Here is a 14571-nt window from a genome sequence, read left to right on the forward strand (position 1 = left end):
CCAGCCCTGACGGGTCGGCGGCTGCACCTCGTTCGGGCGGTGGGATGGGTGGCGGCACGGGGCAAGGTTAGCCTAACCTTCGTTGGTGTTGCAGTGACCTGGTCCACGAGATGTGAGGGTGCTTCCGTTGACGGCTTTTGATCGTGTGGAACTGACCGCGAGCCAGCGGGGCAACTGGGTGGCACGCAACCTCGCACCCGAGTCCTCGGTCTTCAGCGCCGGCCAGCTGATCTGGCTGGACGCCTCCGTCGACCCGGCCGTCCTCGCGTCCTCGATCAGTACGGCGTTCGCCGAAACCGACGCCCTGCGGGTCCGTTTCGGCGCCGAGGACGGGATCCCCTTCCAGTCCGTCGACCCGACCATCACGCTGCCGACGATGATCGTGGACGCCGGCCAGGGCGACGACCAGATCCGCGAACTGGCCCGCGGACAGCTCGCCGCCACAGCCGAACCGACCACCAACTCGACCCTGGTTCGTCGCGACAACGGCGGCTGGGCCTGGATCCTGGTCACCAACATCCTGCTCGTCGACGGCTACAGCATCTCGCTCTTCATCCGCCGCGTCACCGAGATCTACACCGCCACCCAGGCCGGCGACCCCGTCCCCGACCGCTGGTTCGGCAGCCTCAAACCCGTGACAGATATCGGCTCCGACGAAGACGTCGCGTACTGGAACGGCATCCTCGGAATCGACAGCGCCGGTCACAGCACCACGGACGACCTCTCCGAGGCCTTGGTCTCGTCGAGCCGGCCAGTTCCGGTCCCGCTGACCGACGACGCGTACGGACGGATCCAACAGTTCGCGCGCACCGCACGCGTCTCCTGGACCGACACCCTGATCACCGCCTGGGGCGTCTACACCGCCCTGGCCGAAGGCCGCGACTACGTCGCCGTCCGGGTCCCGCTGATGCTGCGCGACGACCGCGAAGCACTGAAGACCCCGAGCGCGATCTCCCGGGCGATCCCGGTCGTCACCGAGATCAGCCCGTACGACACCTTCGGAGACGTCCTCGCGATCGTCGCCGAGCAGCTGAAGACCTCCCGGCGTCACATCACCGCCGAGGACCACGAGATCGCCCGCGCCTGGCCCAGCGGCCAGACGTCGTACCTGGCGCTCCCGACGGTCAACATCAGACTCTTCGAATCGGCACCGAGCCTGGGTGAGTCCGAAACGATCAGCACCGGCCCGGTCGGATCGCTCGACCTCGCGATCTACCGCAGCGCGGACACCGGCCTCCGGCTCGAGCTCTCCGCAGGCTCCACCGCCGATCCGCAGCCGCACGCCGGACAGTTCAGCCGCTTCCTCGATGCTGTCCTCGACGGACCCCGGAGCCTGTACGAACTCGCCCCGGCCACCGACGCCCCGGCGTCGCGCGGCGAGACGCTCGACGTTCCCGACACGACGCTCGACGACCTCGTACGCCGCCGCGTGGCGACGAGTCCGGACGCGGTCGCGATCGTTGCTGAAGGCACCGAGCTCAGCTACGCCCAGTTCGACAGCCGGGTCAACGCGATCGCTCACCTCCTCGTCGACCGGGGTGTGCGAGTCGGGGACCGGGTCGCGATCGCCATGACCCGGTCGGTGGACCTGATCGTGGCGCAGGCCGCGGTGCTGCGCGCGGGAGCGGCGTACGTGCCGATCGACCCGGGCTACCCGGCGGAACGCATCCAGCACATCCTCGACGTCGCCGCGCCCAGTCTCACCCTCACCGCCGAGCTGCTCGCTGAACAACGGCACGAGCAGACCGCCCCGGTACTGTCCAGGCCGCTCAACACACTCGACGCCGCCGTCGTCATCTTCACCTCAGGAACCACCGGCAAACCCAAGGGCGTCACCCTCACCCACCGCGCACTCGTCAACCGCCTCACCTGGGGACAACAAGTCCTAGGCTACACCCCGGACAGCGTCGCACTCTCGAAGAGCGGCATCGGCTTCGTCGACGCCGTCACCGAACTCTTCGGCCCACTCATCGCCGGCACCCGCGTCGTCGTCGTACCCGCGCAAGATCCGGCCGATCTGCTCGACAGCATCGCCCGCCACCACGTCACGCACTTGCTGACCGTCCCCAGCCTCGCCGACGTCCTCGTCCGTGAAGACACTGCGGCCTTGGCCACCGTCCAGCACTGGATCTCCTCCGGCGAAGCACTCACCGCAGGCACCGCCGACGCCATGCAGACCGCCGCGCCCCAAGCAACGCTGCACAATTTCTACGGCTCCACCGAGGTCACCGGCGACGGCACCGCAGCCATCGGCAACACGACGATCGGCACCCCGGTCGCGAACACGACCGCGCACGTCCTCGACACCTGGCTGCGCCCTGTAGCAGCGGGAGTGGCCGGAGAGCTCTACCTCGGCGGAGTCCAACTCGCCGACGGCTACGCCGGACGGCCCGGCCTGACCGCCGACCGATTCGTTGCCTCCGACAACGGAGCCCGGCTGTACCGCACCGGCGACCTGGTCCGCCGGAACTCCCAAGGACAGTTGGACTATCTCGGCCGCAGCGACGACCAGGTGAAGATCCGCGGCTACCGCATCGAACCCGGCGAGATCCGCGCGGTCCTCGAACAGCACCCGGCAGTATCCGGCGCGGCAATCGTCGCGCTGGATCACCCGGCCGGCGGCAAGTACCTCGCCGCCTACGTGACCGCGGACGCCGACGACGCTGTACTGCGCGAGCATGTCGCGCAGTCGCTGCCCGACTACATGGTGCCCACGACGTTCACCCGACTGGACCGCTTCCCGGTCACGCCCAACGGGAAGCTCGACCGCCAGGCACTACCGCAACCAGACCTGACCGGTACGACCGACGGCCGCCGGCCCAAGACCGAGACCGAGATCGCCCTGGCGGACATCTTCCGCGACGTACTGAATCTCGACACCGAGCTCGGCGTCGACAACGACTTCTTCCGCCTCGGCGGACACTCGCTGCTGGCCGCACGGGTCGTCGCCCGCGCCAACGCCCTGCTGCACACCGCGCTGACCCTGCGCGACGTCTTCGACCACCCGCGCATCAGCGAGCTCGCCCGAGTCGCCGACGCCACCACGGCCGCAGCACCCACGTCCCGGGTCGGCGATCTGCCGCGCCCGGCCGTCCTCCCCGTCTCGTACGGACAGCAAGCCCTCTGGTTCACCGAGCAGATCGCCGGGCGCCAGGTCTACCGGACCGAGATCGTGCTGCAGGCAGGCGTACAGCTCGATGTCGACGCTCTGGAGGCAGCAGTACGCCGGATCGTCGCGCGGCACGAGATCCTGCGCACGATTCTCGTCCCGGACGAGGACGGCTCGTCGCTGCGCCAGGTCATCTGCCCGGTCCCCGACCAGGTCCTCGAGGTCGAGGACGCCGGCCCCGAGCCACTCACCGGCAAGATCGCCCAGGTGGCCGCGCTCCCGCTCGACTTCACCACCGAGTTCGGGCTGAAGTTCCACCTGCTGCGGCACGCCGACGGCGACGTACTGGTTGCCTACGGCCACCACATCGTGACCGACGCCGACTCCTTCGGGACCCTCGTCCACGAGCTCAACGCGTTCTACCTCGAAGCGGCGACCGGACACCCCGCCGAGGTCGCACCCCTGGCGACCCAGTACGCCGACTTCGCCGTCTGGCAGCGGCACGTGCTGGGCGACCGGAAGGATCCGGACTCCCGCTACCAGTCGGACCTGCAGTACTGGCAGGACCTGCTGTCGAATCTCCCGACCGAAACCGTCCTGCCGCTCGACCAGGCCCGTGACGTCACCGAAGAACGAACCATCCGGCCGGCGACGACGGCCCTCACCACCGACGAGACCGCCACGGTCGACGAGTTCCTGGTCGACCACAAGGCGACACCGCTGCAGGCGTTGATCGCGGCCTTCTCCCTCGCGCTCTGGGACGAAGGAGCCGGCGACACCGTTCCGATCGGTACGCCGGCCAGCCTGCGCGACCAGCCGGAGCTGCACGACCTGATCGGGTACTTCGTGAACACCGTCGTGGTCCGCGCCGACATCGACGCGGACGCCGGGTTCGCGCAGACGCTGCTCCGGTGCCGCGACCGGATGCTCGAAGCCGCCGACCACAAGCTCGTGCCGTTCGAGCACGTGGTCGAGGCGGTGAATCCACCGCGACGGATCGGGATCAGCCCGCTGTTCCAGGTGATGGCCGCCTACGTCGATCGCGGCGGCGACTCGGGTGCGGACACGCCGCTCACCAACTACGTCTCGACCACCGCCGACGGCCCGCTGGCGTCGCAGCCCTCCCTGTTCGATCTCGTGTCGAGCATCGAACGACTCGGCAGCGGAGCGTTCGGGATGAACCTGAACGCGGCCCGCGAGCTGTTCTCGGCCGAGACCACGGGCCGGTTGTTGCGGAGTACGGCGCGCTTCCTGGTGCTCGGTTCCCGGTACCCGGAACTGACGGTCAAGCAGCTCGCCCAGCTCGTCCGGCTCGGCGAGACCGAAGCCGCCGAGGACACCGGCAGCAGCCAGTTCCGGTTGCCGCTCGCGGATTTCGACATCAGCGTGGACTCACTCTGGCGCGCGGCGATCGAGCATGTCGGTCAGGCGCTGTCGGTCCCCAGCCTGCGCTTGGCGGTCCGCGACGACGGCACCGGTGAACTGGTCGCCGAGACCGGCACCCCCGAGCTGCTGGACGCGATCCGGACGAAGCTCACCGAACTGGTGACGGCGTACCAGGCGAAGATCCCGATGGTCGTCACGCCTGCTCGGCCCGCGGCCGGCTACACCGACGACGAGCTGACGGCGATCCTCGACGATCCGTTCTGGGAGGACTGGGTCGATCAGCTCGCCGATGCGGTCGCAGGCGAACAACAGGCTCCCGCCGCGGCTGAGACGTCCCTCCGGTCCGTCGTACTGGCAGCCGTGGCCAAGGCCCTGGCCGGGACCGCCGAAGCTGAGGTGGTCGTGGAGCTTCACGAGTCCGACGGTCCCCTGACGACGCGGAGGTTCCCGGTCCTGCTCGCCGAGGACGCCGTCGTACTGAGCCCCGAGCAAGCGGCCCAGTACGCCGCGCTGGCCGGGCACCCTCGGTTCAGCCGCTTCTTCGACGACCTTCCGGTTCCCCGGATCCGGGTCAGGGTGTTCCGCAGCGACGCGGAGTTGGTCACCGAGGCTGTGCCGGCGGACGGACTCGACATCCACGTGCTCGTCGGAGACGTCGTCCGGGTCTGGGTGCCGTCGACTGACGAGGTCGACACCTCGGCGCTGGCCGCCGCCATCACCGAACAGCTCGCCGGAATCCCTGCCGCCGATCGCCGGGAGGCCTTCACGCTGCGGCGCGCCGACCGGGTCACGCTTACGCCGGCCGAAGAGCAGGCGATCCGGGCCCGCTACGGAAACGACGCCCAGATCCTTCCGCTGGCGCCCTTGCAGCGCGGGCTGTTCTACCACCTGCTGCGGTCCCGCGAGTCCGACGACCACAACACCTACGTCTCGCAGATCACCCGGCGCCTCAAGGGCGATCTCGATCCCGAGCGGATGACGAACGCCATCGCCCAGGCGATGCAAAGGTATCCCAACGTCCGCGCGGCGTTCGTCCCGCCCGGCGACGTACAGGTCGTCCCAGCCGGCGTCGAAGTCCCGGTCCGGGTCGTTCGCCTGGACGAGTGGGCCGGCCTCGGGGTCGAGGTGGAGCAGTACCTGACGGCCGAGCGCGGTGAGCCGTTCGACTTCGAGGTCCCGCCGCTGATCCGCTTCACGCTGCTCGAGCACGACCACGCGACCTGGACGCTGGTGATGAGTTTCGAGCACATCCTGCTGGACGGCTGGTCGATCAACGCGCTGCTCGCCGAGATCCTCAGCATCTACGCCGACGCCGGGTACGTCGATCGGGTGCCGGCCGCGTCGTTCCGCTCCTACCTGGACTGGGTCGACGAGCAGGATCCCGACAGCGCCTACCGCGCCTGGGACGACTACCTCGCGGACCTGTCCGGCCCGACGTTGCTGCGCCCCGACTTCGTCGACCGCGGCGACCGGCAGGGCGAGACCGGTGAGCTCCACCTCGACCTCAGCCCGTCGGAGGCCGCGACGGTCTTCGGTGCCGCACGCGATGCCAAGGTCACGGTGGGCACCTTGCTGCAGACCGCCTGGGGGATCGCGCTCAGCCGGCTCACCGGTAGCAACGACGTCGTCTTCGGCAACACCGTCTCCGGCCGTCCGCCGGCGTTGCCCGACGCCGACCGGATCATCGGGCTGATGTTCAACACCGTCCCGATGCGGGTGCAGGTGCCGCCGTTCGCGACGAACCGGCAGGTCGTGGCCCGGGTCCAGTCCGAGCAGCTGCGCGTCATCGACCATCCGCAGGCGTCGCTGACCCAGATCCAGACCAACGCGGGAGCTCCGGTCCTGTTCGACACCCTGTTCGTGGTGCAGAACGTGCCGGTCGGCAAGCGCGCCGGGCAGGACACCGGTGGGCTGGAGGTCGTCGGCGCGAAGGTCGACGACTCGACGCACTACCCGGTGACGTTCGCGGTCGACCCGGAAGAGCTCGACGGCTCGGCGACAGTGCACGTGCGCCTGTCCTATCGCCAGGACATCTTCGATGCCACGGCCGCGGAGCAGCTGCTCAAGCGCTACGTCCAGGTGCTCGTTTCGCTCACCCGCCGGCTCGACGAGCCCGTCGGCACGCTGTCCGCGCTGCTGCCGGACGAGACCACCCCGCACACGGGTGTCGCCGCTGACCTCGTCCGCGAGGTCGAAGCGGTCACGGTCGCCGAACTGCTGGACCGGCAGGTGCTCGTGTCCGCGGCGGAGACCGCGCTGGTCGCCGGCGACCGCTCGTTCACCTTCACGGAGTTCTCCGCCGAGGTGAACCGCTACGCGCGCCTGCTGCTGGCCGAGGGAGTACGGCCGGAGCATCGGGTCGCGCTGGTGCTGCCGCGCGACGAGCGCACGGTGATCGCGATGTTCGCGGTGTTCGCCATCGGAGCGGCGTACGTTCCGGTGGACTGCGAACTCCCCGACGAGCGGATCGGCTACATGCTGGAGATCGCCGAGCCGACCGTCACGCTGGTGACCAACCGCGACGCGGACCGGCTCACCGGTGCCATCGGCACGGTGGTCAACCTCGACTCCGGCACGACGGCGGATCACCTCGCGCAGCTGGACACCGCTCCGATCACGACCGCGGAACGCGGCGGTGAGGTGTCGCTCGACAACCTCGCGTACATCATCTTCACCTCGGGGACCACCGGCCGGCCCAAGGGCGTCGCCGTCGGCTACCGCGGCCTGACCAACATGTACGTCAACCACGTCGAGAAGATCTTCGACCGGGTGGTCGACCACCAGCGCGGGCGCCGGATGAAGATCGCGCACACGACGTCGTTCTCCTTCGACGCCTCCTGGGAGCAGCTGTTCTGGCTGCTGAACGGGCACGAGGTGCACGTCATCGACGAAGAGATGCGGCGCGACCACCAGCGGCTGCTGGCGCACTACGACGAGGTACGGATCGACGGGTTCGACGTCACCCCGTCGTACGGGCAGCTGCTGGTCGAGGAAGGGCTGCTCGAACGCGACCGGCCGGCCGGCCGATCCGTCTCCGACGACGCGCCCGGTGTCGTCTTCGTCTCGCTCGGCGGCGAGGCCGTGCCCGACCGGCTGTGGCAGCAGCTGCGCGACGCCCCCGGTGTCGAGTCGTACAACCTGTACGGGCCGACCGAGTACACGATCAACGCCCTCGGCGCCGATCTGGCCGACAGCACCACGTCGAGCGTCGGTACGCCGATCTTCAACACCCGCGCCTACATCCTCGACGAGAACCTGCAGCCGGCGCTGCCCGGTGTCGCGGGCGAGCTCTACCTCGCCGGCGAGGGCACCGCGCGCGGGTACTGGGGTCAGGCCGCGATGACCGCCGAACGGTTCGTCGCCTGTCCGTGGGAGCCGGCCGAACGGATGTACCGCACCGGGGACCTGGCCCGCTGGAACGACGCCGGGATGATCGACTTCCTCGGTCGCGCCGACGAGCAGATCAAAATCCGCGGCTACCGGATCGAACCGGACGAGATCCGTGACGTGGTGCAGGGCTTCCCCGGGATCACGCGCGCCGAGGTGGTCGCCTTCGAGCACGCCACGGGAAAGCAGCTGGCGGCGTACTACAGCACCACCTCGGACGATGACGTCAGTGAGTCGCTGCGGAGCTACCTGGCCAAGTACCTGCCGGACTACATGGTCCCGGCAGCGCTGGTCGCGGTGACGTCGTTCCCCCTCACCCCGACCGGGAAGCTGGACCGGCGAGCGCTGCCTCCGGCTGATGTCGCCGCGTCCGGGCTCGGCACGGGCCGGGCGCTGGAGTCGGACACGGAGCTGGCGGTGGCCGCGATCTTCCGCGACGTGCTCGGCCTCGACGAGGAACTGGTCCTGGGCGCCGCGAACGACTTCTTCCGCCTCGGCGGGCACTCGCTCGCGGCGATGCGGCTCGCCTCGCAGCTGAACCGCAAGTTCCCCGCGGAGATCGCGATGCGCGACGTGATCACCGCGTCGACGATCGGCGAACTGAGCGCGGCCGTCGACGCGAAGCTGCGGCAGGACGGGGACACCGAGGTCGGCATCAGCGCGATCGCGACCCGGTTCACGCCGTCCCGGAACGGCCGCACGCTGTTCTGCGCGCACCCGAAGTTCGGCGCCTCGTCGATGTACTCGGAGCTGGCGGAGTACCTGCCGCCCGGCGTCGGGCTGGTCGGCATCGACGATCCGGCGATCGTGAGTCTGGACGTCGAGTTCGACGACCTCGACGACTTGGCCTCGACGTACGCCGACGTCATCCAGGGGCTGCAGCCCAGCGGACCGTACGAGCTGCTGGGTTGGTCGTACGGCGGCCACATCATGTACGCCGTGGCCCGCCAGCTCCTCTCCCGCGGAGAGCGCGTCGGGCCGCTGGTGATCGTGGACGCGATGCCGGCCGGCGCGAACGAACCGGCGGCACCGGACTCCCCCGAGGCGATGCGCGAGGAGATGCTGAAGGCGTTCGGCGAGGAGGCGTACCAAGAGTTGCTTGCCGACAGCAAGCAGTTGAAGGCGGTCGAGACGGCCGGCCGCCGGTGCGACGTCCTGACGTCAGCGCCGACGCAGGGCAGCCTCGACGTCGAGGCGCTGGTGGTCGCGTCGTCCGCGACGCACACGCCCCGGGTGGCGGAGCTGGGTCGCGAGGACTCGCTGGGATGGGACGGTCACCTGACCGACTTCTCGTTCTTCGTGGCCGAGGACGAGGACCACCAGTCCATCGTCGAACCCCACTCCGGGCTGCCGAAGTGGGGTCCGCTGCTCACGAAGTTGCTGATCAGGTAACCGCGGCGGCGTCGTGCAGGCTGTCGAACAGCGCTGCACGACGCATGTACGCGCGCGCGGTGTCGAAGTTCTCCGCCGTACGGCGCAAGGCGTCGAAGTTCTGCCGGCGTACCTCGGGGTCACGCTCTTCCAGCAGCCGCTTGTTGGCGATCGTCTGCGCCTGCACGTAGTTCACCGCGGCATGACGGCGCTGGCGGCTGTACAGGTCGAGTACGTCGTCGGCCGCCGCCCCGGCGATGACCTTCGCGAGCTTCTCGGTCAGGTTGATCGCGTCGTGGATGCCGCCGTTCATCCCCATCCCGCCGATCGGGTTGTTGACGTGCGCGCTGTCGCCGGCCAGCAGGATGCGCCCCTGGCGGAAGGTCGCGGCCACGCGCTGGTTGACGCCGTACACGTCGCGGTACTCGACGTCGTACGGGCCGGTCTTGGGGAGGAACTTCTGCAGCCGCTGCTCGACCCGCTCCGGCGAGAGCGCGGTCGCGTCGTCCTCGTCGGCGCCGATCGGCAGGATCACCCGCCAGAGCCCCCCGGGCGATTCTCCGCGCACCTTGAACACGTTGGCCCACTCGGCGGGGTCGGAGAAGTAGTTGCGGAACGACAGCTCCGGCCGGACCGTCCTCAGGTCGAAGCTGGTCGCGATCTTGATGAACCGCTCCGGGTAGGTGAACCCCTCGAAGTCGATCCCGGCCAGCTTGCGGACCGTCGACCGGCCACCGTCGCAGCCGACGACGTACGCCACCCGCAGGCGCTCGGCGCCTGCGGGTGAGGTGATCTCGGCCTCGACACCGCTCGCGGTCTCGGTCAGACCGGTCAGCGTGTGCGAGAACCGGACGTCGAAGTCGGACTCGTCGGCGTACTCCGCGGCGATGGCGGCGGTCAGCTTGTACTGCTCGTACTGCAGCACGTACGGGAACCGCACCTCGTCCGCGAGCCGGCCGAGATCGAACTCCGCCACCACGTCGCCGGTCTGCCGGTCGTGGAAGCGGTAGGTGCTCGACACCAGGCCGTGCGGCCGGATCTTCTCGGTGACACCCAGGTCGTCGAGCATCTCCAGAGTGCTCGGATGGATGCTCGCCGCGCGCTGGTCCCGTACCGGCGCCGGCTCGGACTCGAGGACGGTCACCGGAACGCCCAGCCGGTTCAGCGCCAGCGCGCAGACCATGCCGACAGGGCCCGCGCCGACGACCAGGACACGTGTGCTCTCGGTCGGCATGCGGCTAGTTCAGCTCACGCTGCAGCCGCTTGCTGACCTTGCCGACCGCGGTGTACGGGAACTCGTCGACGACCTCCACGACATCGGGGAGCTTGAACGTGGCCAGACCCTTGTCGCGCAGGAACTGCCGCAGCTTGCCCAAGGTGAGCTCGGCCGCGCTGTCCGGGGTCCGGGGGATCAGGTACGCCTTGACGCGTTCGCCGAGCACATCGTCGTCGATGCCGACCACCGAGACGTTGTGGACGCCGGCGTGCGAGATCAGCGCGTTCTCCAGCTCCTCGGGCGCGATCTTCTCGCCGCCGCGGTTGATCTGGTCCTTCGACCGCCCGACGACCCGGATGAACCCGCGCTCGTCGCGCTCGACGATGTCACCGGTGCGGTAGAAACCGTCGCTGGTGAAGGCCAGCGCGTTCTGCTCCGGGTTGCGGTAGTAGCCGCGGATCACCGACGGTCCGCGGGTCAGCAGGTGACCGGGCGCGCCGGGTGGCACCTCGTTGCCCTCGTCGTCGATGACCAGGATCTCGTCGGCCGCCGAGGCCGGGCGGCCCTGGTACCGCACACTGGTCGCCCGGTCGACGTCGGCAGGATTGCTGACGACCAGGCCCTCCCCCATCCCGAAGCTCTGCGACAGCTGTACGCCGAACTCCGGCTCGACCCGGCTCGCCACTTCCTCGACCAGCTTCGCGCCGCCGCACATGATCGTCTTCAGGCTGGACAGGTCGTAGGACTTGCGCAGCGACGAGTTCAGCCAGGCCAGCAGGATCGGCGGGACCAGCGAGACCCGGGTCACCCCGTGCTTGGCGATCATCGGGAACGTCGTGTCCGGGCTGCCGTTCGGAGCGATCACGATGGTGGCGCCGACACTGAACGCCCCGAGGAACCCGGGCGAACGCGTCGACATGCTGTGGCAGATCGGGATCACCAGCAGGTGCACGGTGCGCTCGGTGATGCCGCGCTCCCCCACGCTGCGCCGCAGCGCGTAGCCGTAGGTCTGGTGGGTGTGCGGCATCAGCTTCGGAACGCCCGTCGTACCGCCGGACATCTGCAGCAGCGCGACGTCCTGCGGGTTGCACCGGCGCGCGTGCTCGAGCTTTCCCCTGGACAGCAACGCGTCGTACTCCGCGCCACCGCCACCACGTTCGAGGACGACGGTGTGCTCCAGCTGCGGCCACTTGGCCTTCAGGTCGGCCGCCATCGCCGCGAGGTCGGTGCCGCTGTCCGAGGCGATCGTGATGTACGCGCGGGCCTCGGCGATCTCGACGAAGTGCTCGATCTCGGCCCGGCGGTGCGCGATCGGAGCGACGACGGGAACCCCGCCGAGCTCCCACAGGGCGAAGACGAAGACGATGTACTCGTGGATGTTCGGCAGATGAACCACGACCCGGTCGCCGCGGTTCAGCCCCAGCTCCTGCAGGCCGGCCGCGAGGCGCAGGACCTTGTCCGTGAGCTCCGCGTAGGTCAGCTGGGCGTTGCTGTCGATGACGGCCAGCTTGTCGGGAAGGCGCTCCGCGGTGGCGAACAGCAGCTCCGGCAGGGTCTGATCGCGCCAGTTCCCCTCGGCGAGGTACTTGGCCGCCGTCTCGGGCGGGAACGGAACGACCCCGTCAAGGGCCAGCGGTTCGATGCTCATGGGTTTCCAATCTCGTCAGCGAGGAAGTCGAGGATCAGCTGGTTGACCTGCTTCGGCTGCTCCAGGTAGCCGAAGTGGCCGGCGTCGGGAATCTCGGCGTACTCCGCACCCGGTACGGCGTCGGCGACCTCACGGCACAGGTAGGTCGGGACCACCCGGTCGTCGGCGAACCCGACGACGAGCAGCGGCCTGGTGATCGCGGCGTACGCCGTGAGCCGGTTGTCGAGCTCGGCGGACAGCTCGAGCTGACCGCGCTTGCCGGCGTCCATCGGGCCCGCCGAGTAGGCCAGGACGTCGAGCCAGTCCCGCGCGCGGGCGGTGTCCCGCAAGGTCGCGGGAGACAGGTTCACGATCGCGTCGACGGCGGCCTTGTACTCCGCCGGGAGCACCACGTCGGTGTCGAACAACTGCCGCTCGCCGGCGCTCAGACGCCGGGTCACTTCGTCGAGGCGACCGTGCGCGGCCAGCGCCACTGCTCGTCGTACGAGGTGTGGGCGACTCAGCGCCAGCTCCTGGACGACACGGGCACCCAGCGACGTGCCGACGACGTGCGCGGGGCCGCCGAGGTGCTCGATCAGCTGCGCGACGTCGTCGACCAGGTCGTCCATCGTGATGCGGGGAAAGTGCGTGCCCGCCGGCCGAGTCGTCGGGCTGATGCCGCGGGCGTCGAAGGTCGCCACCCGGTACCCGGCGCCGACCAGCGCCGGGACCTGGTGCAACGTCCAGACGTTGCCCTTGGCACCGGTGCCCATCACGAGGACGACCAGGTCGCCCTCGCCGGCCACGTCGTACGTCAGGTTCAGGCCGTGGACCGGCAGGACCGGCATCAGCACTCCTTGTTCACAGGCTGATGCCTGTCGTTGCTTCGGGTCAGCCCAGCTTCAGGACGGCGTCGAGACCGACCGTCACCCCGGACAGCTCCGGGACGGCGCGGAGCGAGGTCAGCACGCCGGGCATCAGGGACTCGCGCGTCACCGAGTCGTAGCGCAGCCGCAGGATCTCGCCGTCGACCCCGAGCAGCACCTCCTGCGACGACATGAAGCCACGGACCCGGACCGAGTGGACGGAGACGCCCTCGATCCGGCCGCCGCGTACGCCGTACGGGTCGAGGTAGGTGGCGTCGGGCGACTGGGCGCACCCTGCTTCAGTACGCGCGCGACCGACCAGCTCGGCGGTGTGCAGCGCCGTACCCGACGGTGCGTCCACCTTGCCGGGGTGGTGCATCTCGATGATCTCGACGGACTCGAAGTACGGCGCGGCCTGGGTCGCGAACTTGGTCATCAGCACCGCGCTGACCGAGAAGTTCGGGACCACGAAGACGTTGACCTCGTCGTGGTCGACCAGCGCGGCGCGGATCCGCTCCACCGCCGCCTCGTCGAAGCCGGACGTCCCCACCACCACGTGCTTGCCGTGCTTGATGCACCACTGGACGTGCTCGTGGGCGACGTCCGGCGGCGAGTAGACGAGGACGACGTCCGCGTTGTTGTCGACGATGTCCTGCACGTCGTCGTCGATGTCGATCTCGGCGACCACGGTCAAATCGGAGCTGGCCTCAATGGCGCGGACCGACGCGACGCCCATGCGTCCGCGGGCCCCCAACACAGCAACTCGAATCATTTGGATAGCCTAACCTAAGTTGACCGCACGGCTCCAGTGTGCGAAGTCTCACCGGATGAGACCCGCACCGGGTGCGGAGATGGATGCCGGCGGGCGATCACCGGCGCGACGCCGGCTCAGCCCAGCCGCGCGGACAGCTGGTCCTCGGCCCCGGGGACCGGCTCGGCCAGGTCGTTGCCCAGGGCAATGATGCGGTTGGCGCCGTCGACGTGCACGACCTTCGGCTGGTAACCGATCAGCTCGGACTCCTCGGCCTGCACGAACGACATGATGATCACCAGGTCGCCGGGGTGGACCAGATGGGCGGCCGCGCCGTTGATGCAGATGTCACCGCCGCCGGCCGGGCCGTTGATGATGTAGGTCTCCAGGCGGGCGCCGTTGGTGATGTCGACGACCTGCACCTTCTCCCCCTCGATCAGGCCGGCGGCCCGGGCGAGGTCGACATCGAGCGTCAGCGAACCCACGTAGTGCAGGTCGGCCTGGGTGACGGTGGCGCGGTGGATTTTTCCGCCCAGGACTTCGCGAAGCATGTCCGGCTCCTCCAAGAGTTGGTCGTACAGGGGTGGGGTGGTGCGGGATCAGTTGAGGCCGGCCTGCGCCTCGGACCGGGCGATGTGGTCGCGCAACGACTTCGGGCGGATGTCGGTCCAGTGCTCGTCGATCCAGTCGAGCACCTCCTGGCGCGGCTTTCCGCCGGGTGCGCCGTACGCGATGCTCCAGCCGGTCGGGACCGGCTTGAACGTGGGCCACAACGAGTGCTGCTCCTCGCCGTTGACCAGCGCGTAGAAGCGACCGTTGTCGTCGTCGAACGGGTTCTGGGCCATCAGTGCTGCTCCT

Annotated in this window: 7 protein-coding genes; 1 reads left to right on the forward strand and 6 read right to left on the reverse strand. The window is 69.2% G+C overall.

Annotated features, from left to right (window positions below; translation table 11 throughout):
* Window positions 1–145: 145 nt before the first annotated feature.
* Window positions 146–9274: an amino acid adenylation domain-containing protein gene (locus AB0M01_RS02440; protein WP_363665069.1), complete on the forward strand. Its 9129-nt coding sequence runs from the start codon at window positions 146–148 to the stop codon at window positions 9272–9274.
* Here the strand turns inward: AB0M01_RS02440 and AB0M01_RS02445 are convergent.
* From AB0M01_RS02445 to AB0M01_RS02470, 6 genes are all read right to left on the reverse strand, one after another.
* Complete coding sequence (locus AB0M01_RS02445) at window positions 9267–10487, reverse strand: FAD-dependent monooxygenase (RefSeq protein WP_363665070.1); 1221 nt, start codon at window positions 10485–10487, stop codon at window positions 9267–9269. The genes AB0M01_RS02440 and AB0M01_RS02445 overlap by 8 nt on opposite strands.
* 4 nt (window positions 10488–10491) lie before the next feature.
* A complete protein-coding gene (locus AB0M01_RS02450) occupies window positions 10492–12117 on the reverse strand; it encodes an AMP-binding protein (protein WP_363665071.1) in 1626 nt (541 codons plus the stop codon).
* Window positions 12114–12944 (reverse strand): alpha/beta hydrolase, encoded by an 831-nt coding sequence (locus tag AB0M01_RS02455; RefSeq protein ID WP_363665072.1) that lies wholly within the window; start codon window positions 12942–12944, stop codon window positions 12114–12116. Before AB0M01_RS02455 ends, AB0M01_RS02450 begins: the two co-directional genes overlap by 4 nt.
* A 43-nt stretch (window positions 12945–12987) precedes the next feature.
* Entirely contained in the window at window positions 12988–13734 is a 747-nt protein-coding gene (gene dapB, locus AB0M01_RS02460) for a 4-hydroxy-tetrahydrodipicolinate reductase (RefSeq protein WP_363665073.1), read from the reverse strand.
* 116 nt (window positions 13735–13850) lie between these two features.
* Entirely contained in the window at window positions 13851–14264 is a 414-nt protein-coding gene (gene panD / locus AB0M01_RS02465) for an aspartate 1-decarboxylase (protein ID WP_363665074.1), read from the reverse strand.
* A 48-nt stretch (window positions 14265–14312) separates the two neighbouring features.
* The gene (locus AB0M01_RS02470; RefSeq protein WP_363665075.1) at window positions 14313–14558 is read right to left on the reverse strand and encodes an MbtH family NRPS accessory protein; all 246 of its coding nucleotides are present in this window, start codon (window positions 14556–14558) and stop codon (window positions 14313–14315) included.
* Window positions 14559–14571: the final 13 nt, after the last annotated feature.

It is taken from the genome of Kribbella sp. NPDC051770, assembly GCF_040681455.1.
Taxonomy (GTDB): Bacteria; Actinomycetota; Actinomycetes; order Propionibacteriales; family Kribbellaceae; genus Kribbella.

Coding starts and splice junctions, on each gene's coding strand:
- AB0M01_RS02445 (WP_363665070.1), bottom strand. CDS start 10,487: ATGCCGACCGAGAGCACACGTGTCCTGGTCGTCGGCGCGGGCCCTGTC.
- AB0M01_RS02450 (WP_363665071.1), bottom strand. CDS start 12,117: ATGAGCATCGAACCGCTGGCCCTTGACGGGGTCGTTCCGTTCCCGCCC.
- AB0M01_RS02455 (WP_363665072.1), bottom strand. CDS start 12,944: ATGCCGGTCCTGCCGGTCCACGGCCTGAACCTGACGTACGACGTGGCC.
- dapB (WP_363665073.1), bottom strand. CDS start 13,734: ATGATTCGAGTTGCTGTGTTGGGGGCCCGCGGACGCATGGGCGTCGCG.
- panD (WP_363665074.1), bottom strand. CDS start 14,264: ATGCTTCGCGAAGTCCTGGGCGGAAAAATCCACCGCGCCACCGTCACC.
- AB0M01_RS02470 (WP_363665075.1), bottom strand. CDS start 14,558: ATGGCCCAGAACCCGTTCGACGACGACAACGGTCGCTTCTACGCGCTG.